Origin of the sequence: Polaribacter sp. KT 15 (assembly GCF_900143115.1) — a bacterium.
GTDB classification, from domain to species: domain Bacteria; phylum Bacteroidota; class Bacteroidia; order Flavobacteriales; family Flavobacteriaceae; genus Polaribacter; species Polaribacter marinaquae.
This window is the reverse complement of record NZ_LT670850.1, coordinates 1087014-1107886: the sequence shown is the minus strand read 5'-3', so window position 1 is coordinate 1107886 and position 20873 is coordinate 1087014. Positions and strand designations below refer to the sequence as shown.

At 29.8% G+C, this 20873-nt stretch carries 15 protein-coding genes; 6 read left to right on the top strand and 9 right to left on the bottom strand.

Going from position 1 to position 20873, the window contains the following annotated elements:
- Positions 1 to 29: 29 nt before the first annotated feature.
- The 3 genes from B5464_RS05150 to B5464_RS05140 all read right to left on the bottom strand — a co-directional run bounded on the left by B5464_RS05150 (position 30) and on the right by B5464_RS05140 (position 2030).
- A complete protein-coding gene (locus B5464_RS05150) occupies positions 30 to 521 on the bottom strand; it encodes a mechanosensitive ion channel domain-containing protein (protein ID WP_079737478.1) in 492 nt (163 codons plus the stop codon).
- Positions 522 to 533: 12 nt separating this feature from the next.
- Positions 534 to 1043 (bottom strand): acyl-CoA thioesterase, encoded by a 510-nt coding sequence (locus B5464_RS05145; protein WP_077810333.1) that lies wholly within the window; start codon positions 1041 to 1043, stop codon positions 534 to 536.
- Positions 1044 to 1118: 75 nt separating this feature from the next.
- Positions 1119 to 2030: an SPOR domain-containing protein gene (locus tag B5464_RS05140; protein WP_079737477.1), complete on the bottom strand. Its 912-nt coding sequence runs from the start codon at positions 2028 to 2030 to the stop codon at positions 1119 to 1121.
- Between the two features lie 95 nt (positions 2031 to 2125).
- On the opposite strand from B5464_RS05140, the gene dprA reads away from it, so the two are divergent.
- Entirely contained in the window at positions 2126 to 3226 is a 1101-nt protein-coding gene (gene dprA / locus B5464_RS05135) for a DNA-processing protein DprA (RefSeq protein ID WP_079737476.1), read from the top strand.
- A gap of 34 nt (positions 3227 to 3260) precedes the next feature.
- Entirely contained in the window at positions 3261 to 4328 is a 1068-nt protein-coding gene (locus B5464_RS05130) for a hypothetical protein (protein WP_079737475.1), read from the top strand.
- A gap of 53 nt (positions 4329 to 4381) precedes the next feature.
- Here B5464_RS05130 and B5464_RS05125 read toward each other — a convergent pair whose 3' ends face one another.
- The 4 genes from B5464_RS05125 to mfd form a co-directional block, all read right to left on the bottom strand.
- Positions 4382 to 5746 carry a hypothetical protein gene (locus tag B5464_RS05125; RefSeq protein ID WP_079737474.1) on the bottom strand — a complete coding sequence of 455 codons (1365 nt, stop codon included), beginning with the start codon at positions 5744 to 5746 and terminating at the stop codon, positions 4382 to 4384.
- A gap of 20 nt (positions 5747 to 5766) precedes the next feature.
- On the bottom strand, positions 5767 to 8178 hold the full coding sequence (locus B5464_RS05120) for a TonB-dependent receptor (RefSeq protein WP_079737473.1): 2412 nt from the start codon (positions 8176 to 8178) through the stop codon (positions 5767 to 5769).
- Positions 8179 to 8443: 265 nt separating this feature from the next.
- Positions 8444 to 9301: a DMT family transporter gene (locus B5464_RS05115; RefSeq protein WP_079737472.1), complete on the bottom strand. Its 858-nt coding sequence runs from the start codon at positions 9299 to 9301 to the stop codon at positions 8444 to 8446.
- Complete coding sequence (gene mfd / locus B5464_RS05110; RefSeq protein WP_079737471.1) at positions 9301 to 12630, bottom strand: transcription-repair coupling factor; 3330 nt, start codon at positions 12628 to 12630, stop codon at positions 9301 to 9303. Before mfd ends, B5464_RS05115 begins: the two co-directional genes overlap by 1 nt.
- 122 nt (positions 12631 to 12752) lie before the next feature.
- On the opposite strand from mfd, the gene B5464_RS05105 reads away from it, so the two are divergent.
- Positions 12753 to 13292 carry a hypothetical protein gene (locus tag B5464_RS05105; RefSeq protein WP_079737470.1) on the top strand — a complete coding sequence of 180 codons (540 nt, stop codon included), beginning with the start codon at positions 12753 to 12755 and terminating at the stop codon, positions 13290 to 13292.
- On the opposite strand, the gene B5464_RS05100 is transcribed toward B5464_RS05105, so the two are convergent.
- Together B5464_RS05100 and B5464_RS05095 are read right to left on the bottom strand one after the other, a co-directional pair.
- Complete coding sequence (locus B5464_RS05100; protein ID WP_079737469.1) at positions 13289 to 13762, bottom strand: thioredoxin fold domain-containing protein; 474 nt, start codon at positions 13760 to 13762, stop codon at positions 13289 to 13291. The genes B5464_RS05105 and B5464_RS05100 overlap by 4 nt on opposite strands.
- Before the next feature lie 4 nt (positions 13763 to 13766).
- Positions 13767 to 16010: a TonB-dependent receptor gene (locus B5464_RS05095; protein ID WP_079737468.1), complete on the bottom strand. Its 2244-nt coding sequence runs from the start codon at positions 16008 to 16010 to the stop codon at positions 13767 to 13769.
- Positions 16011 to 16116: 106 nt separating this feature from the next.
- On the opposite strand from B5464_RS05095, the gene B5464_RS05090 reads away from it, so the two are divergent.
- The 3 genes from B5464_RS05090 to B5464_RS05080 all read left to right on the top strand — a co-directional run bounded on the left by B5464_RS05090 (position 16117) and on the right by B5464_RS05080 (position 20828).
- Positions 16117 to 16773 (top strand): metal-dependent transcriptional regulator, encoded by a 657-nt coding sequence (locus B5464_RS05090; RefSeq protein WP_077810322.1) that lies wholly within the window; start codon positions 16117 to 16119, stop codon positions 16771 to 16773.
- Entirely contained in the window at positions 16770 to 17606 is an 837-nt protein-coding gene (locus tag B5464_RS05085; protein WP_079737467.1) for a ZIP family metal transporter, read from the top strand. Before B5464_RS05090 ends, B5464_RS05085 begins: the two co-directional genes overlap by 4 nt.
- Before the next feature lie 78 nt (positions 17607 to 17684).
- The gene (locus B5464_RS05080; protein ID WP_079737466.1) at positions 17685 to 20828 is read left to right on the top strand and encodes an exodeoxyribonuclease V subunit beta; all 3144 of its coding nucleotides are present in this window, start codon (positions 17685 to 17687) and stop codon (positions 20826 to 20828) included.
- Positions 20829 to 20873: the final 45 nt, after the last annotated feature.

Sequence of the window (20873 nt, the reverse complement as noted above, 5' to 3'; positions counted from 1 at the left end):
AAAAAAGCGCAATTTAATTGCGCTTTTTTTTATTTGTATTTTATATTTTTTTGAAGAATTATAGAGTTTGGTACTGTTAAAAATTCATCATCTTTAGTTTTTAGAGTGATAAAAAAGGCACCAATATCTCTTATTTCTCCGGTGATGTTATTATCTTTTTCTAAAATGGTTATTGTGTCTCCTATTTTAACTGGGTAATTAATATATAAAATTATACCAGCAGTTATGTTAGATAAAATAGACCATTGAGCAAAAAACGCAATACCTAAAATAGTTAAAAACGAAGAAATATAAATTAACAATTGCTTTTCATCTACACCCCAAATAAATGCAATTACTACAATTGTAGTTATGTATATAAGAATTGTTATAATCTTATTTGTAACAAGAATTCTTGCATTTTGAAAGCCGAATTTTGTTTGAATTTTTTTTAGAGAATTTGTTATAAACAGTCGTAAAAAAAAGGCAATTACTACAATAATTACAGATTCTAAAATCTTAAAATGATTTAAAAACTCCATTGATATTAATTTCTATTGAAATAATGCTTTAAGTTCTGTAGCTTCGTTTGGTGTTAATCTACCCGCTAATACTAAACTTAATTGTTTACGTCTTAGAGCGCCTTCAAAACGTTCTTTTTCTAAGTCTGTTTCTGGTTCTATTTGTGCTATTTGTACTGGTTTACCCGTTTCATCAACAGCCACAAAAGTGTAAATACCTTCGTTTACTTTAGTTCTATGTCTAGATTGTCTGTCTTCTATCCAAACATCAACATAAACTTCCATAGAAGATTTAAAGGCTCTAGATACTTTAGCTTCAACTGTAACAACGCTACCAACAGGTACAGATTTGTTAAATGCAACATGGTTTACAGATGCTGTAACTACAATTCTTCTAGAATGTCTTCTTGCTGCAATACTGCAGGCTCTATCCATTCTTGCTAGTAATTCTCCTCCAAAAAGATTGTCTAAATAGTTAGTTTCTCCTGGTAAAACTAAATCTGTTAATATGGTTAAAGATTCTTTAGGTGATTTTGCTTCCATCAAAAAATAAATTTTTTGCAAAGATACGCAATCACACTTTTAAAAGTGATGTAAAATAGCTAAAGAAAACTGAAATTATTTAACGGCTTTAACTAGTAGCCAAGCGTCTTTAGAAACTGTTCTTTTGATCTTGTTAAGGTTATTAATGGCGTCATTTTTATCAGCATAACTATTAAATGTGACTTGCGTTAATCCCCATTTGTTTACACCAATAATTTTAGCGTCAAAACCCTTTGCAATTAGTTCTTTTACTTTGGTTTCTGCATTTTCTGGTATTTGAAAAGCGCCAGCTACCACATGGTAAGGTTTGGCAATTTCTTTAACCACATTTAATTCTAAAGTTGGTAACGGGTTAGAAATTACAAAAGTTGCAGATTGTATCTTTTTTTCTAATTCTTTTTGCTGATTTGCTAAAACCTCGTTTTGTTTATTTTGTTGATAACCATTAAAACCAGCAAAACCTAATGTTAATAAAATAGCAGCAGAAGCAGCGTACTTTATAAATGTTGGTATGCCTTTTTTCTCTGTTGAACGAGTAACAGGTATTAAAGGCTTAACTTGTTGTTTGTATCTTTCTACTGCAGAAGTTTCTACGGTAGCTAAACCAAATGAAGACGTTAAAAAGTTAACATTTGTTGTTGGTTCAAAAATAACTTGCTTATTCTCATTAAGAGAAATAACACCTAAATTATTTAACGAGATTTCGTTTTTTTGAAGTTCTGTTTGCCATTTAATTACAGACAAAGAAATGGCTGTAGAAGCTTTCTCAAAAGAGATTTGCTCGCTAGAAGCTATGTAATTTGCTAATAAACCATCATTATGTTTTAAAAGACTATTAAACGTAATTTGCTTAGAAGGCGGGTAGAAAGTGTTTGTGCTTTCATCTAATTTTGCATCAATTTTATTTGTTACAAAACCTCCAAAATCTGGTACAATTACGCAATCGTATCTGTATAATAAATCGTTTATGTAGTTGGCTAAATTCATATAAACAAATATATAATTTTAGACCTTTCGTAGAAAAAAGTTCTGTAAAAATTATCAACAATTTTTTTATATATTGGTTGTCAAATTGTTAACTATTGAAAGAAGAAAAATTGCTTGCAATCTTAAGATTGCAAAAAAGTAAAGCTGTGGGCGATATTTTAGCTAAGAAACTAATTGTAAATGTGGGAGATGTCTCTCAAATTTTTAAGGAGAAACCACAAAATTTAGCTAAAATAAACGGAATTGGTAAAAATGTACTAAACCATCTTTTTGATAAAGAAAACTTAGAAAAAGCATTAGAAGAACTACAATACATCAAAAAAAATAACATAAAATATTCTTATTTTTTGGATGAAGATTATCCAGAGAACCTTCAACATTGTATCGATTCACCAATTCTACTTTTCAAAGACGGTGCCATCGATTTTTCTAATAAAAAAATGATTTCTATTGTTGGTACAAGAAATATGAGTTCTTATGGTAGAGACTTTTGTAATACCTTGATAAAAGATTTGGCGACTTACAATCCTGTAATAGTTAGTGGTTTTGCTTATGGTGTAGATATTTGTGCGCACAAAGCAGCAATAGAAAATAACCTGCAAACCATTGCGGTTTTAGCGCATGGGTTTGATCAAATTTATCCGAAAGTACATAAAAAGTATATAAATGATGTAAATAAAAAAGGTGGTTTTTTAACTGAGTTTTGGCATGACGAAGCACCGTTAAGAGAAAATTTTTTAAAAAGAAATAGAATTGTTGCGGGTATTTCTAAAGCAACTATAATTATAGAATCTGCAGCAAAAGGAGGTTCTTTAGTAACTGCAGATATTGCTAATTCTTATAATAAAGATGTTTTTGCTGTACCTGGTAGAACCACAGATTTGTATAGTAAAGGATGTAACCATTTAATTAAAAGTAACAATGCTTTTTTGTTAAACTCTGCAGAAGATATTGTAAAAATATTAAATTGGGATATTCAAGAAAAACCTAAAACAATACAGAAACAATTATTTGTAGAATTAGATGAAAATGAACAAAAAATATATGATTTATTGCATGCCAAAGGACAACAACTATTAGATGTAATTGCATTAGAATGCAATATACCAACATATCAATTGTCGTCTATATTATTGCAGTTAGAATTAAAAGGTGTTACAAAACCTTTACCCGGAAAGATGTTCGAATTGAGTTAAATATTCTTATTTTTGAGGAAAATCAATAGTAAAGATGGCGGTAGAGAAAAAATTGATGTCCAAAAAGAAACCCACATTTCCAGTAAATGAAATGTTTAACGCGTATCTTAAAAATTACAATAGAAACATTAAAATTTCTATTTTTTACGATGATTTATTACGTTTTCAAGGTTCTGTAACGGTTTATGATAAAAATGACGAAGATACACTTTGGGTAAGAACTTACTATTCTCAATTTGATAGAGAAGAAATAGATAGAAGTTTAAAAAAGGTGTATACAATGTTACATTCTGATGGGAATGATGACACAATTCCTTTTTTAAATGTAGATGCTATCGATTATTGTACGTTTGGGAATTCGAAACCTTTTAGAATTAAAATTCGTAATATTTTAAATGACAACTTTTCTTATTTCTATGTAAAAAAAGCAGATGCATCTCGTATCTATGGTTTAGAGTTAGAGCATATTTTATCTCCACACAATATGAATTTTCTAGTTTTTGGAGACACTTTAATTGAAGAACATATTGCCGGAATTCCGGGAGATGATTTTATTAGAGATTTTTTACCAAAATGTACAGAATCTCAAAAAGCACAAATTGCAAAGGAGTTTGTAAAATTTAAAGAAAGATGTTTGGTGCGTCTTTTAGGTGATATGCGTTCGTATAATTACGTGATTACACCAACTCATGATTTTGACCATATTATATATAAGTTTAGAGCTATAGATTTTGATCAGCAGTCTTTTGAAGGAAACTTAAAAGTATACAACTTACAATTCATGAAAGAGAATTTTAAGATGGTAGAAATGGTTAGTAAAAAATTACAAAACGATTCTATTAGGCAATATAAATTAGAAGAACGTTCTTTTATGGCAAAGAGAATGATTACTGCGCCAAGAAGAACTGCAAGATTAATTAAATGTATGAAAGCAGATTCTATTTCGTATCCAGAAAATGTAGAGCTTTTAAAAGAGCATTTAATTAAATATGTTGGTGATGTAAAGTTTAAAGATTGCGAAAATATGGGAGAAATTTTAGAAACTATTTTAGCTTTCGTTAAGCGTAATTATTTAGATATTAGTAATAAAGAATTGTTTTAATAAAAAAGGCGTAAACCAAAGTTTACGCCTTTTTTATTATTTTTATTTGCAGTTTACCAAGCACCAATAAAGTGACTTCCTTCTGCGTTTACTAATTCAGCACCTTTTGTTACTGCTCCAGTTTCTGTATCTACAACATAAATATTTCCATTTTGCCCAACAGGAGCTTGCGTTAAGTAAATTTCATTACCATCTACAGCATAACCTTGGTATTGGAATAAGTAAAAATCTGGATCATACGGAATTGCATCAATTTTAACTGCAGTTTTAGCATTTAAATCAATTAAAGCAAAAAATCCTTGAGCACCTGCAACACCATCAGCAGAACCTTCATGACGATAAGCTAATACAGCTTTACCATTTACAGCAGGTCTCCAAGCAAGTATATAAGCACCTTGTACACCTAATGCTTCATCTAAATTAAAATCATAAGAATTGTCATATTCATTATTTGCATCAATTTTTAAAATATGAGAACCTTCTGGATCACTTTGGTTTGCTTGATAAACACTTCCATTATATTCAAAAGCATTAATACTTCTGTATCCGTTTGTGTTTCCATGACCAACACTAGACGTAATAACGGTTGGGTTTAATAAAGAAGGATAATCTAATACAATTGTTTTAGAACCTAAAATTTCGTAACCGCTATCGCTTTCTACAGTTGTTGGGTTTACTTTGCTTAAACGCGCGCCAATGTATAATTTGTTTCCTGCAGTATTTAAAGTAGGCATATCTATTCTAGAAATATAATAACCTGCAGCTTCTTCTTCTGCGCTTAAAGCAACAACATGTTCTTGAAAGTTGTTAATTGCAGAGTTTACTAAATCTAAAGTAACTACACCAATTGTTGCTTCTGTGCGTGTGTAAACATCGTCAGAAACATCATCTGGAGTACCATTATCATTTACTTGGTGTTCTGTAGATACGTAAACTGCAGCACCTGTTTGATCTCCGTCAAATAATTTTATCCATCTTGGAGCAGTACCCACATAAGGAGCAATACTAATCTCTGTACCAGTTTGTGCAAAGTTTTGGCCGCCTTCTACGGTATATTTCGTGTAATTTCCACCAGTATCACCAGCATAAGAAATATTAAAAATTGTGTTACCATCTTCAGAGGCTTGTAATCTAGCGGTTCTGTTAGAAGGGGCAATAAATCCGTTTTCGAAAGGATTAATAGATACAGTTGGGTCTTTTGCATCTTCACTACTTACAGAATATATTAAAGTACCTCCGTTACCATCACCAGGATTATCTCCCATTTTAGCTCCGGCAATTGTAATCCATCTAGATTCAGAAATAGGATCTACAGGTTCTATTGGGTCAGTAATATCCTCATCGCTACAAGCAGTCATTAAACCAATACCAAGAGTAAGTATTGCTAAAGATTTTAGATTTAAAGAATTAAGTTTCATTTTATTTGTGTTTTGAATGGTTAAAAATTATTAATTGTGTAATTTAATTTCAGGTAAAAAGCTCTACCTGGTTTTTGTACGGATAAATTATCGTATACGGGTTTGTCAAAAATGTTTTTTACATCAAAACTAGCTACCAACTTTTTGTTTGGAAATGCATAACTAAGTCCTAAATCTTGCGATAATTGCGTAGGAACTTCGAAAAAATCATTACCAACAGTGTTTGAACCTAGTGGGGCTAGGTAAGAAAATTCATCAGTAAAATAGATTGAATAAAAAAGGTTTAATTGAGATTTTTGTTGAAATAAGTCTTTAAAAGAATAACGTAAACCACCATTCATGGTAAAGAAAGGAGTGTTTGGTACGTCTATTTCTACGCCGTTATTTTTAATTTTTAAATCGAAACGAGATATATTAAAGTTTAATCCTAAATTGTTGTTGTAGTTATAATTTAATTGTGCATCAAATCCTTTAGATGTTCCGCTACCTTGGTTTACATAGACTATTAATTCATCATCTACATTAAAAGAAGTTTCTATAGGTAAGCCAATTCTGTCTTTAATATTTCTTGTAAATAAGTTTGTAGAAATAGTAAAATTATGATTGTTGATATTAAAAGTACCAAATCTAAAACCTAGATTATAGTTGTTACTTTGCTCTGGATTAATAGTTGGATTTGCAACAACATTGTCTCCATCATTACCAAAAACTTCTGTTTCATCAGGTAAACGAACTGCCTTTTCTGCAGATGTTAATAATGTGGTTTTAGGAGAAAGTTCATAAGAAAGCGCAAATCCATATCCGTTATTTTTTTTATTGCTGTTAATAACTTCATCTACTATTTCATTAATTCCGTCAGAATTTGTTACTATTTCTGGATCTATACTAACGGTTTCTTGTTGATAATTTTTACCGAAAATATTTGCTTTTAATTTATCATCTAAAGCAGTTAACTCATACGTTAAAGAATAAATGTTTTTATAAAGGTTTCTGGTTCCTGTAAATGTGTTTTCTAATAAAGAAAGTAAAACATCACTATCTTTTCTATCTGTTCCACTATACACGTGATTTGCTAAAACCTTATGATTATCGTTAATAGCATAAGACAATCCTGTTCTAATAGATGCTACTTTTCTTTTAATGATAGCTAAGGTTGGCCCACCTTCTTGCTGAGAACCCCAAGTATACTCATACTCATCACCTCTAAAATCGATAGCTCTTTCTCCATTCCAACTATAAGCAGCTGCAACAGTATCATTAACAACACGATTTCTGTTTCCATATAATCCGTTAATGTTTAAATCTAAACCTTTGGTTATAAAGTTTTTCTTTTGATAAATTAAGTTGGTAACTAAAGCATCAGATTCTAAAAATCGATTCTTATAAGGAGTAATAGTCATAAAAGCACCATGTTGTACTTCTTTATAATCATCAGAACCAGTAACACCAATAAAAAATTGATCTGCCCATTTAACATTGGTAAAACCAATTTGTGCCATACCACCTTTAGATCGATAAGCATCGTTAAACCTTCTGGCAGTAATTGGCGTTTGTACACCTCCTAAGCCTGTGGTAACAATACTTCTTCCAGAAACCTTATAATCATTGTCAGAATAATTATGAAAAAGTGATGCTTTTACAGTAAAACCAGATTCTTTAAAACGATACAAACCGTTAACGTTTGTTTGTATTGTATTGAAAGATCCGTAAGAAACAGAAGCGTTTAAATTGGTTTTTGCATCATCATTAAGGATAATATTAATTGCTCCTCCTAAAGCATCATCTGCTAAATGCCCTGGAACTACGCCCTTATAGACTTCAATATTTTTAATCATTGAAGCAGGAATACTGTTTAAATTAAAAGAAGAACCATACATAGAACTTGGTATTCCGTCTATAAAAATTCTTACAGCATTACCAGATAAACCATTTAAACTGTAATTAACATCAGAACCTAAACCACCATTTTGTCTTATTTTAACACCAACTGTTGTGTTTAGTAATTCGTTTGTTTGAATATTTCTTAAACTTGCTTCTTTGGTTTTTATCACATTTACAGCAAAACCTTGCGTTTCTTTTTTAGTTTCTTCTGTTTTTGCGGTGATTTTTACTTCATCTAATGCATTGTCTATAAAGTTTAAAGTAAAATTAAGTGCTTTCTTTTTCGAATTTAAAGTAGCATTAATGGTTTTTGGTAAAGAATTTAAAGAGTGCACCTTAAAAGAATATGTGCCATATGGAACACTTTTTAAATAGAAGTCTCCATTAATATCTGTACTTAACTCTTTATAGAAACCTGTTCCTTTAACAACCACATAAGCACCAATTGCTGGCTCGTTATTATTAAATTTAATTTTTCCATAAAAGTCTCCATTCTGACTAAATGTTACAGAAGTTAAAAAGAAAAAAAGTAGCGTTCTAAAGAAAAGCATTGTCGATTATTTTTGACAAATATACTTTTATTTATAATTAGTCTAAATAAATTTAGTTGATTTACGGAAAAAATAAATTTTAACTGCATACTCAAAAAGTATCACAATTTTAACCTATTTATTTTTAATGATTCTAAATAAATTGATGTTATTTTTAATGATTCTATATAGTAGAGTTTTAAGAAAGCTGAATTTGAAGACACAATTTTTCATGATTTATTAGATTTTATTCTAAAATCAATCAGAAAGTAAAAATTTAAAAGAATTATTTTTTACTTCTTATGCTTTCTATAATTACTGTCAATAAAATTAAGCTTCCGCCAATAAAAGTATTAAAATCTGGAACTTCATTAACAAAGAGATAAGCAATTATAATTCCGAAAATTGGCTGAACACTGCTTATTATACTTGCGGTAGATATAGAGAAGTGTTTAAAAGAATTTACCATCATTGTATGTCCGATTGCCGTAGTTAAAATAGCTACTAACATTAATAAAGGTAACTCACTTTTTAGGTTAGAAAAATCCCCAAAAAATAGCACAGGTGTTAATAGAATAGTAACAATTATCATTTGATGAAACATTAACATGCTGCTATTATATGTTTTTACATGCTTTTTTAACATTAAATTTCTCAAAGAATAGCAAAAAGCCGAAACAACCCCAAATAAAATACCTTGTAAGTAGGTATTTTCTAAAGAGAATTCTGGTACTAAAACAAACATACCTATTAATACTAAAGTTGCTAAAACAACATGAATTAAATTAAGTTTGCTTTTTGTAAAAAGAGGTTCTAGAAATGCTGTAATTACTGGAAAAGTATACATAGATAGCATACCTATGGCTACATTAGAAAGTTTTAAAGCATAAAAATAGGTTACCCAATGTGCACCCATAAAAAAACCGACTAAAACTAAAGACAATCTATCTTTTTTAGATTTTAATTTTAGATCTATTTTTTTAAACTTACAAAAGCCATAGATAAAAACTGCAGCTAAAAAAGCTCTAAATAAAATAATTGTTTCTGCAGAAAGGTTTATATATTTTCCTAAAACACCAGAGGTACTTACAAATAGTGTTGCTAGTAATAAAAACGATAAGTTTTTTATGTAAGAATTCTCCATTAAATTTTTTGTAAAATATTTAATGCCGTTTTCACTGTATCTATTCTTATAAATGTTATTAGTAAACGCAAGCCGTTTTTAGTTTCTTTCTCTTTCATTACACAACTTTTACTATTTTGTTGTACGTATTTGAGCATTCTAGAAAATGCATCTGTTTGATAAAAATCACTTTGCTGATTAGAAACAAAGTAACCAATCATTCGTTTTTGTTTTAAAATGATTTTTTCTAAACCAAGTTCTTTGGCTAACCATTTAATTCTTACGGAATCTAATAAGTCTTCTACTTGCGTTGGTATTTCTCCGAATCTATCAATAATTTCAGATTCAAAAACTTGTAACTCTTCTTCTGTTTCTAAATTACCTAATTTGTTATAAAGGGCTAACCTTTCTGTAATAGAATTGATGTAATCATCTGGAAATAAAATTTCGAAATCTGTATCAATAGCAACTTCTTTTACATATTCTTTAGGTTTCGAATTGTCTGTAGGGTACAATTCTTTAAATTCATTTTCTTTTAATTCTTCAATGGCTTCTTGTAGTATTTTCTGATAGGTGTCAAATCCAATATCATTAATAAATCCACTTTGTTCACCGCCTAATAAATCACCTGCGCCACGAATTTCTAAATCTTTCATAGCAATGTTAATTCCGCTTCCTAAATCAGAAAATAAAACCAAGGCTTCTATACGTTTTCTGGCGTCATCTGTCATCATGTGATAAGGTGGCGTAATAAAGTAACAAAATGCTTTTTTGTTAGAGCGCCCAACTCTACCACGCATTTGGTGCAAGTCAGATAATCCGAAGTTATTTGCGTTATTTATAAAAATTGTATTTGCATTTGGTACATCTAAACCACTTTCTATAATGGTTGTAGAAACTAAAACATCAAAATCACCAGCCATAAAACCAAGCATTAATTGTTCTAGTTTTTTACCTTCCATTTGGCCATGACCAACAGCTATTTTAGCAGAAGGAACCAATCTTTGTAACAATCCTGCAACTTCTTTTATATTTTCGATTCTATTATGGATAAAGAAAACTTGTCCGCCTCGAGAAACTTCATAAGAAATTGCATCACGAATAGTTTCTTCACCAAAACGAATAACATTACTTTCTATTGGATGTCTGTTTGGCGGTGGCGTTTTTATTACTGATAAATCTCTTGCAGCCATTAAACTAAATTGTAAAGTTCTAGGAATTGGAGTAGCGGTAAGAGTTAAAGTGTCTACATTTTCTTTTAAAGTTTTTAATTTGTCTTTTACAGCAACTCCAAACTTTTGTTCTTCATCAATAATTAAAAGACCTAAATTTTTAAATTTAATTCTTTGGTTTGTTAATTGATGCGTACCAATAATTATGTCTACAGAACCATCGTTTACGCCATTAATTGCTTCTGTTTTTTGCTTTGCGGTTCTAAATCTATTTAAATAATCGATTCTTACAGGAAAATCTTTTAACCTTTCTGAAAACGTTTTGTAATGTTGAAAAGCTAAAATAGTTGTAGGAACTAAAATTGCAACTTGTTTGCCATTATCTACAGCTTTAAAAGCTGCTCTTACTGCAACTTCTGTTTTACCAAAACCAACATCACCACAAACCAATCTATCCATTGGTTGTTCCTTTTCCATATCATTTTTTACATCTTGTGTAGCTGTAAATTGATCTGGTGTATCTTCGTACATAAAACTACCTTCTAGTTCATGTTGAATGTGCGTATCTGGACCAAAAGCAAAGCCTTTCTGTAGTTTTCTTTTTGCGTAAAGTTGTATTAAATTAAAAGCAACGTGTTTAACTCTTGCTTTGGTTTTCTGTTTAATTTTTTTCCAAGCTCCAGAACCTAATTTGTATATTTTTGGCGCTTTACCATCTTTACCATTAAACTTAGAAATTTTGTGTAACGAGTGAATACTAACATATAATATGTCTCTTTCACCATAAATTAGTTTAATAGCTTCTTGTTTTTTTCCTTGAACATCAATTTTTTGTAAACCACCAAATTTTCCAATTCCGTGATCCATGTGTGTTACATAGTCACCAATTTCTAATTTATTTAATTCTTGAAGTGTAATTGCTTGTTTTTTAGCATAACCGTTCTTTAGTCTAAACTTATGGTAACGCTCAAAAATTTGATGATCTGTATAGCAGACTAACTTATTATCAACATCAACAAAACCTTGGTATAAAGGAAAAACTATAGTCTCATAATGAACGTCTTTGTCAGAATCTGCAAAAATATCATGAAAACGTTTTGCTTGCTGTTCGTTGGCGCAAAAAATATAATTGGTAAAATCTGCTTTATGATATTCTTCTAAATTATCAATTAATAAATTAAACTGTTTGTTAAATGATGGCTGCGGAATCGTGTTAAACTCAATCGCAACCTCTTCTTTATTTTGATTGCCAAAATCTACCAAAGTAAAATCTTGTAACTGATTTTTTATAAAGTTACCATCACAAAATAATTCTGATGGTTTTGCATGTTTGATTTCCTTGGATAAATCATTAAAAGCATCTTCTGCTTTAGAGAAAAACTTGTCTAAATTGCCTGAAAGTAAATTTATATTTTTTGTAAATATTGCTGTTTTTGAAGGGATGTATTTTAAAAAACTTTCTCTGTTTTCTTGCAGAGTTTTATTTTCTACATTTGGCATTATAGAAACCTTTTTAAGCTTTTCTTTTGAAAGTTGAGTTTCTACGTCAAAAGATCTAATACTATCTATTTCATCACCAAAAAATTCTATTCGATAAGGTTCATCATTAGAAAAAGAGAAAACATCTATTATACCACCTCTTACAGAGAAATCACCAGGTTCTGTAACAAAATCTACGCGTTTAAACTTATATTCAAATAAAACTTCATTTACAAAATCTAAAGATAAGTTTTCGCCTACAGTTACTTTTAATGTGTTTTTGTCTAATTCTTTTTTTGTAACAACTTTTTCGAAAAGAGCTGTAGGATATGTAACAATTACTGCAGGTTTTTTTCTAGAGTTAATTCTATTTAAAACCTCAGAACGCAGTAAAACATTAGCATTATCTGTTTCTTCTATTTGATAAGGTCTTCTGTAAGAACCAGGATAAAAAAGCACGTTTTTGTCTCCTAAAAGTTGCTCTAAATCATTTAAATAATAGGCAGCTTCTTCTTTATCGTTAAAAATTAGAAGATAAGGTTTGTCTGCTTTTTTAAAAGTTTCTGATATCACAAAAGACAACGAAGAACCCACCAAATTCGATATTTGAAAATGGTTTTTTTCTTGTTTTAATTGTGCTACAATCTGCGATACACTCGCAGATGTTTGAAATTGATTTACAATATTCTGCTTGCTCAAAGTAAAAGTTTTTGCAAATGTAGTGCGTATATTAATAAAAACCCATTATCTATTTTGTTTTCTTAAACTTTGCGATATATTTGTTAATAATGATGTGTAAATTATACTAACTACCTCAAATCATGAAAAATATAACAGCAATTATAGTTTTATTGTTTGTACACACAATTAGCATAAATGCTCAGACAGAAAAACAACCTTGGACCGCAGGAATAAGTTTTGCAGGTGCAAAATATTCTTTTGAAGCAGCTAAGATAGTTGGTGGGCAATTGGCGCATCAAACGCCAAGGTTTAACGTTTCTAAATATCTTTATAAAGGTTTAATTGCAGATGCAGCAGTTGCAACTACTGTTGGAGATAGCCAAAGTTATACAACTTTTGACGCTTCTTTAAGATACGATTTTGGTACTTCTCACGATAAAGTTGTACCCTATATTTTAGTAGGAGGAAGTTTTATAAGTGCAATAAGAACGACACCAACAGCAAATTTTGGTGCGGGTTCTACATTTTGGTTTAATCAGAAATATGGTTTAAACTTTCAATTAATGTATAAATTTTCTGAATCTAAATTCGAAAGTCAAAAATCTCATTTATATCCATCGGTTGGTTTGGTGTATAGTTTTGGATACAGATCTTTAAATCCAAGAATTTGGAACGATTAAAGCCGTTTTTCTAAAACTTTTCTGAATTTTTTAGAGTTATAAAAGCCAACTAATTGCGCATCAATTTCTAAATTTGAGTTTAAAATAGTGGTTGTTGGATATGCAATTTTTTTATGATTCGTTGCAAGTGCTTTTGTAAGCTCATGAACGCCGGTATTGGATCCAGAAGGTAAATATTTAAAAATGTTACCTAAAAAACGGATATCTTTTTTCTCTTCTCCATTTAGTTTAATAAAATAGAAATGTTTGTTTAGTAGCGCAATAATATTGCTATTATTAAAAGTAGTTTGTTTCATTCCGAAGCAAATTTTGCACCAATCTGTATAATTAAATACGATAATTGGCTTTGGTGTTAGCTTCATTTTTTTTTCAACTTCTTTAAAAGTATAAGTTTTTAATAATAGTTCTTTCTTTTGAGCAAAGCTAGAAATACATCCGAAGAAAACTAAAAGAATAAAATATTTTTTCATTGTTTTAAAAGAGTGTATATCGAACGCCTAAAAATAATCTTATGCCTTGATTTGAAGCATAAACATAACTTGGGTCGAATGCTAATTCTGGATTTTGTTCTGTGTCTATTCCTTTATCAAAAGGATTGCTAGCATTGTTAATACTGTTTGCTGCTGGTGTAAAATTTAATAGATTTTTAATGCCTCCGTAAGTTTCCCAATTAGACGAAAACTTTTTTGTTAGCTGAATATTTTGAATACTAAACCAAGGTGAATTGGCATCTCTTGTATCATTTTCTCCTAACAGAGGTAATCGCATTGGCCCGTAAACATTGCCTGTATAATCTAATGTGTAGTTGTTGTTAAATCGATAAGAAATAGACCAAACACCACTAAAAGATTCTGTTAATAATTGTCTTTTTTTAATGTTGTTTTCGGTAATAGAGACATCCATAAGTGTTGCACCGGCATTAATTGTTAAACCGTTTGTAAACGTAAAATCTGTATTTAGAGAAATTCCTTTAGAAACCGAATGACCTTCTAGATTTGCATAGATAATTTTATTAGGATCAGTTTCGTAATCAGGTAAAATTCTATTTTTAAAATAAGTGTAAAAAGCACTTGCGTCTAACGTTATAAAGGCATTTTCTGTATTTATTTTTTTTACAAAATTTACGTTTGCGTTCCAAGAAGTCTCAGGATTTAATTCTCCGTCGAATTCTACTTCTCTCGCGCCAGTTAAAGCCGCATGATCTTCTGTAAAAACATTGGCAACTCTAAATCCGTTACCAACACTTGCTCTAAAAATGTTAGAATTATCTTTAGAATTCCATTTGTAATTTACTCTTGGCGATACAATGTTTCCGTGTAAACTATTATAATCCCATCTTGCACCCAATAATAATTTATTTTGAGAATTTAAAGCAATTTCATCTTGAACAAAGGCACCAGGTAAATGAGTAACAGACGGTTTGTTGGTAATACCATCTGTTTCTAAAGTTGCAAAAGTATTGTCTTCGTAATACGTGTATCTGTAAGCTAAACCAAATAAGAAATCGTGTTTTTTTGCAATTTTTTTATTGTAGATAAATTGTCCGAAACCTATTAGTTGTTCTGCATTGTAACTGTCTGTGCCGTAAAAAGAATTCTGATAATGCCCATTTGCACTAAATTGAAAACTGATATCTTCGGATGTTGGTAATTGATAAGTACCAAAAGTTTCCCATCTATTCGTGTAAATACTCTCGCCGTATTTAACATCTGTTCCTCTAAATTCTTTTTCCCAATCTAATTCACCTCCCCAACGATCTTCGTATACAAATCGACCAGCTATTGTAAAGAGTTTTTTGCTTTCTCTTTCGATATTAATTTTGTTGAAAACAGAAATTCTATTTTGAAGTGTTAAATCTGTAAAACCATCGTTGTTATTATCAATTCTATTTTGGTAGTTAAAGTAGTTTACGCCTAAAAGACCGGTTGTTTTCTCAGAAATATTATATTTTACACAAATATCTGTATTAATTTCTCCCCAAGAACTTCCTAATACATCAGTAGAAATAACAGGTGCATTAGATGTTTTTTTTGTGATTATATTTATGATTCCTCCAACGGCTTCAGAACCATATAATGTAGATGCAGGACCTTTAACAACTTCTACTCGTTCTATTAAAGCTTGTGGAATTCCGGTTAAACCATAAACAGTCGAAAGTCCACTTACAATTGGCATTCCATCAATTAAAACAAATGTATAAGGTCCCTCTAAACCATTTATGTGAATATCACCAGTATTGCAAACATTACAATTTAATTGTGGTCTTACACCGTTAACATTTTGAAGTGATTCGAAAATAGAAGGCGTAGGGTTTTTTTTAAAAAAAGTTTTGCTGTAGACTTCTACAGGAACAGGACTGTTAGATTTTGTTACAGGTCTTAAAGTTCCAGAGACTACAATTTCATCTAAATCATTGTTCTCGTTTAGGTCGAAATTTTTAGTAATTGTAGATGCGTTTTTTACATTTATTTTTGCAGATTTTGATTTAAAACCAATACTACTTGCTACAATTGTATAGACTCCATTTTCGATGTTTTGTAATTCGAAAAAGCCGTTTTCATTAGAAGACGTTCCGATTTTTGTGTTTTTTAAATATACATTTACATAAGGTAATGGCTTTCCGTTAGACGTAATTTTACCTTTAATAGAATTTAATTGTGCATTGGTAGTAAAAACACCTAAAATAAATAACAAGTAAAAATTTGCAAATATTTTCATTATTGTAAATATATTTTTTTACAAATATAACTTAATTTTTAGACTTGTCTAAAAATATTTTTTGATAAAAATAAAAAGTATATATTTGTTGTCTAAATAAAAATGAATGTTTACCCTTTCTGAAGAAAATTATTTAAAAGCAATATATCATTTAGAGTTAGATGCTAATAAAGGTATTAGTACAAATGCTATTGCAGAAAAATTAGCTACAAAAGCTTCTTCTGTTACAGATATGGTTAAAAAACTATCTGAAAAAGAAGTTGTTATTTATAAGAAGTACAAAGGGGTTACATTAACCGAGCTAGGAAAAACAATTGCAGCAAATGTTGTTAGAAAGCATAGGTTGTGGGAGGTTTTTTTAGTAGAAAAATTAAACTTTTCTTGGGATGAGGTGCATGATGTTGCAGAACAATTAGAGCATATAAAATCGGCTAAGTTAATAGATCAATTAGATAGTTTTTTAGGTTTTCCTACACACGATCCTCACGGAGATCCAATACCAGATAAAGATGGTAATTTAAAAACGATAGAGAAAAGTTTATTAGCTACGTTATCTAAAAATGAAAGTGGTATTTGTGTTGGGGTTGATGATTCTTCATCAGAGTTTTTACAGTTTTTAGATAAAAAAGGAATAACATTGGGTAAGAAAATTACCATTATAGATAAAGAAGATTTCGATAATTCATTATCAATATTAATAGAAGATAAAAAACTAAATATTTCTAATAAAATAGCAAACAATTTATACATTAAAAAAGCATGAGTACATTTGATCAATTAGTTGATTTTGGAAAAGAACATCCAATTTTAGCAGCGCTTTACGCATCATTATTTACTTGGGGTTTAACTGCTGCAGGCGCCGCGTTAGTTTTCTTTTTTAAGAAAGCAAATAGGGCGGTTTTAGATGGTATGTTAGGTTTTACTGGTGGTGTTATGGTTGCGGCAAGTTTTTGGAGTTTGTTAGCGCCGGCTATAGAAAACAGTCCTGGAGAAGGTTTTGTAAAAGTTTTACCTGCGGCAGTTGGTTTTGGTTTAGGTGCTTTGTCTTTATTTGGTATGGATAAAATTTTACCACATTTACACATAAATTTTAAAGAAAGTGAAGCAGAAGGTGTAAAAACAGAATGGCATAAAACTACTTTATTGGTCTTGGCAATTACACTACATAATATTCCAGAAGGTTTGGCAGTTGGTGTACTTTTTGGTGCAGCATCTACGTTAGTTGGTGTAGAGCAAACCGAAATGATTATAGCGGCAATTTCGTTAGCAATTGGTATCGGTATACAGAATTTTCCAGAAGGTTTTGCTGTTGCAATGCCTTTAAGAAGGCAAGGTGTAAGTAGGTTAAAAAGTTTTTGGTACGGACAAATGTCTGCAATTGTAGAACCCATTGCAGCGGTTTTAGGAGCCTTAGCTGTATCGTTTTTTACACCGATTTTACCTTATGCGTTGGCATTTGCTGCAGGAGCAATGATTTTTGTTGTAGTAGAAGAAGTGATTCCAGAAACTCAAAGAGATAAATATACAGATATTGCTACACTTGGTTTTATAGGTGGTTTTATAGTAATGATGTCTTTAGATGTTGGTTTAGGTTAAAATCTTTATCAAAAAATTTAATATTAAAAGCCAAACAATTTCTGTTTGGCTTTTTGTATTTTGCAATAAAATTTCGCAGTGCAACAACCTTCAACTTTTAATGTTTATAACGCTTCTGCCGGAAGCGGTAAAACTTTTACATTGGTAAAACAGTATTTAAAAGTACTGTTAACATCAGATAATATTTTTACGTTTCAAAATGTACTGGCAATTACATTTACAAATAAAGCTGCTGGTGAAATGAAAGAACGAGTTCTTTTTAATTTAGAAGAATTTGCAGCTGGTAAACAAAATGATGTACTAAAGATTATTATTGATGAAACTTCTTTAGACAAAACATTAATTGTAGAGAGAAGTAAAAGAATTTTAGATGCAATTTTGCAAAATTACTCTGCATTTTCAATTACAACAATAGATAGCTTTACGCATAAAATTATTAAAAGTTTTGCATACGATTTAGGATTGTCTTTAAATTTTGAAGTAGAAATGGATGCAGTTTCTTTATTGAATGAGGCTGTAGATGTATTGATTTCTAAAATAGGAACGGATAAAAAATTAACCAAACTTTTAATTGATTATTCTCTTGATAAAACAGATGATGATAAATCTTGGGATATTTCAAATGATCTTAACGAGTTTTCTAGGGTTTTGTTAAACGAAGATGATGTAAAACATTTTAGAAAATTACAAGATAAGAGTTTAGATGATTTTTTTGAACTGAAAGAAAAACTTCAGCAAAAAAATAAAAAAATAGAAGCTTCTTTTGAGGAACTAGGTAATAAGGTTTTAAGTTTTATCAATCAAAATGGTTTAAATATTTCTGATTTTGCATACACAGGTGAGTATTTTAAACATTTCAAAAAATTTACAAAGTTAAGATTTCTTAAAAGTGACGAGCTAAAATTTGATGGTAGATTAAATACTACAATAGAGAATGAAAAAAACTTATTTGCAGGCAAGACTTCTGCAGACGTTAAAGAAACAATTAAAGACATTTCTCCTGAATTAAGGGCTTTTTATTACGAATCTAAAGTATTGTATGAAAATAATTTTTCTGGGTATTTGTTAAACAAAATTGCTTTAAAAAGTATTATTCCTTTAGCGGTTTTAAATAATATTAATTCAGAATTAAACACCATAAAAGAAGATAATAATATTCGTTTAAATGCAGAGTTTAATCAATTAATTTCAGATAATATTAAAGACCAGCCTGCGCCATATATTTATGAAAGAATTGGGCAAAGGTTTCAGAATTATTTTATTGACGAAATGCAAGATACATCTGAGTTGCAATGGCAAAATTTAATTCCGTTAATAGATAATGCATTGGCGCAAGAAAATAGTAATTTGTTATTGGTTGGCGATGGTAAACAGGCAATTTATAGGTGGCGAGGTGGAAAGGCAGAACAGTTTATCGATTTAGGGTCTGAAAATGGTAACCATTTTCATATTCAAAAAAATGTACAAAATTTAGAAACGAATTATCGAAGCTATTCTGAAGTAATTAATTTTAATAATTCATTTTTTCAACATACTGCTAAATTCATTCAAAATGAATCGTACAAAAAATTATTTGTAGAAGGTAATACGCAGTTAGAAAACTCTAAAAAAGGCGGGTATGTTTCTTTAAGTTTTTTAGATAAGTTAGAAAAAGATGAAGAGAAATTAAAGTATCCGAAAAAAGTTTTAGAGAAAATAAATCTCTTGAAAGAAGATTTTTATTTAAATGAAATTTGTGTTTTAACTCGTACTAAAAAAGACGGAATTGCAGTTGCCGATTATTTATCAGAAAACGGAATTTCTATAATTTCTTCTGAAACTTTACTATTAAAAAACAATGCTAAAATCAACTTTATAATAGATGTTTTAAAAATTATTCAAAATCCTAAAGATGAAGAAAGGAGATTCGAGTTTTTATATTTTTTACATGAACATCTGCAAATTGAAATTCCAAAACATCAATTTTTTCAAAAACACATAAAATCCGATAATGCTACTATTTTTGCAGAACTGCAACAGCATAATATTGTATTTGATTACAATGTTTTTCAGCAAGCGCCTTTTTATGAGAAAATAGAAGAGATTGTTAGAGGGTTTTATTTGGTGAATTCTTCGGATGCTTATATTCAGTTTTTCTTAGATGTAGTATTAGAGCAACAAAGAAAAGGTACAGAAATTGGCGACTTTTTAGAGTTTTGGGAATTAAAGAAAGACAAGTTGAGTATTGTGGCGTCAGAAAACTCAGATGCTGTTCAAGTAATGACGATCCATAAATCTAAAGGATTAGAATTTCCTGTAGTAATTTTTCCTTGTGATGTAGAACTTTACAGGCAAATTAAGCCGAAAGTTTGGTTTAACGATTTGCCAGAAGATTACAATTTTAAAGAGCTTTTAATAGATTACAAGAAAGATTTAAGTTTAATAAATCAAAGAGGTTTAGATATTTTTAATCAACAAAGAGAAGAGTTAGAACTCGATAATTTTAATCTTTTATATGTAGCGTTAACAAGAGCTGTAGAGCAATTACATGTTATTACCGAGAAGAAAATATCTGCAAAAGGTGTAGAAAGTGTCAATTATTATTCAGGTATTTTTATCAATTATTTAAAAGAACAAAATCTTTGGCAAGATGATCTTTTAGAGTATGAGTTTGGTGATGTTTCTCGTAAGATAGAGAAAGTAAAACAAGAATCTTTATCAGAAGTGCATCAAAAATTTATTTCCAACCCGTGGCAAGAACACAACATTGTTTTGTTGGCAAGTGCTTCAAAATTATGGAATACAGAGCAAGGAAAAGCAATTGATTTTGGTAATTTGTTTCATGAGATTTTATCAAAAATAAAAACTAAAAACGATGTCGATTTTATTGTAAATCAATATCATCAGCAAGGTTTTATAAATACAGAGCAGCTAGAATATATATTAAAAAGTGTAAATACTATTGTAAACCACAAAGATTTAAAGAGTTATTTTTCTGATGAAGTAACCGTTTTTAATGAGCGCGAAATTGTAGATTTTGATAACCAAATTATTATTCCGGACAGATTGGTGGTTAATTCAAAAAATGAAGCGATAATTATAGATTATAAAACCGGTGCGCCTTCAAATGAACATCATCAGCAATTATTAAAATATGGAATTGTTTTAGAATCAATGCATTTTAATGTATCTAGAAAATTACTTGTTTACATAAATGATAAAATTGATGTTGTTGAAGTATAAACAAAAAAAATAAACTTTGTAACTTTGTTTTTTCAAATTGATAAA